General features: G+C 58.5%; 3 protein-coding genes. 1 reads left to right on the forward strand and 2 read right to left on the reverse strand.

Annotation, left to right across the window (positions count from 1 at the left end; genetic code table 11):
• Positions 1-147, forward strand: a 147-nt coding sequence (rdgC, locus tag AC097P_RS24680; protein WP_479613053.1) for a recombination-associated protein RdgC, incomplete at its 5' end; no start/stop codon positions are given.
• Here rdgC and AC097P_RS24685 read toward each other — a convergent pair.
• The gene (locus AC097P_RS24685; RefSeq protein ID WP_479613052.1) at positions 144-614 is read right to left on the reverse strand and encodes a YMGG-like glycine zipper-containing protein; all 471 of its coding nucleotides are present in this window, start codon (positions 612-614) and stop codon (positions 144-146) included. The two genes, rdgC and AC097P_RS24685, sit on opposite strands and share 4 nt — an antisense overlap.
• A 283-nt stretch (positions 615-897) precedes the next feature.
• Positions 898-1,095 carry a heavy-metal-associated domain-containing protein gene (locus AC097P_RS24690; protein WP_479613054.1) on the reverse strand — a complete coding sequence of 66 codons (198 nt, stop codon included), beginning with the start codon at positions 1,093-1,095 and terminating at the stop codon, positions 898-900.
• Positions 1,096-1,104: the final 9 nt, after the last annotated feature.

Below are 1,104 nucleotides of genomic sequence, written 5' to 3' on the forward strand. Positions count from 1 at the left end.
GAATTGGTGTTTGAAGGTGCCGCCGCCAGCCCGGGCGACGGCAAAGACGACAACTTTGACGCCGATGTGGCCATCGCCACCGGAGAGCTCAGGAAGCTGATTCCTGATCTGCTGGAAGCCCTGGGTGGCGAAATGGTGGCTGCTTAACGGCGGTAGTCGTTGTCGTGTTCGCGGTCATGGTGATCATGGTGCCTGTGGTCGCGACGGCCGCGGTGGTAATCACGGCGCTCTTCACGCCAGTGGTGGTACTCCGGGGCTGGGGCCTGCCATGTCACGACGGCGGGCTGGTAATGCGTGACCGGTTGCACCACGCGGTATTGCGGCCGCGGCTGGTAATAGGTTACTGGTGGAGCCACGTAGTACTGCGGTTGTGGTTGGTAGTAGGTCGGGGGCTGTTGGTAATGTGTAGCCACTGGGTAAGGGCTGGGTGCATAACCCGAGCTGTGGTGCTGGCTGGCAATGCTGGCACCCAACAGCCCGCCGGCGCCTGCTCCCAAAATCGCGCCATCGCGTCCGCCGACCGAATTGCCAATGGCCGAACCGGCCACCGCGCCAATACCGGCGCCTACAACGGTGTTGAGGTCATTAGCGCGGGCCTGTGGGGCAAGAACCACCAGGCTACTCGCCACTAATGCGAAGCCAGCCCATTTTGCTACTTTTGCAGCCGCTGGCGTGACAAGAGAAGTTGACAAGGACAAAACACGTGGTGTGTACATGGCGTCAAATGGACCAAGGGCCGTACCGCTAAACGTAGCAGTTTGTCATCCTTCAACGCACCACATCCAATCCCGATGACAGCCGAACAAGCTTTTACATTTTTAGCGAAAAGTGAGCTTAGCCCCCGCCAAATAAGCGCCATTAGCTATAAAATTAGGAGTAAACGCCCTGTGTGCCACCTCATTCAAGTACGGCATACCCCTCTTCGGCAATGGCCTGGCTCAGCGCCTCGCGGTTGTGGGTGGACTCTACCTGCACACGGTTTTGTGTGCGGTCAATCAGTACAGTGGCTTGGGGGTCTACCTGCTGCAGTGCGCGGGTTACGGCCTTCTCGCAGTGGCCGCAGGTCATTCCAGTCACGGTAAATATCTGGTTCATCACAGTTCT

The sequence above is a fragment of the Rhodoferax sp. ZS1R8 genome, assembly GCF_056521325.1.

Excerpts from the sequence above, each read along its gene's own strand:
- AC097P_RS24690 (WP_479613054.1), bottom strand. The coding sequence starts at position 1,095 with ATGAACCAGATATTTACCGTGACTGGAATGACCTGCGGCCACTGCGAG.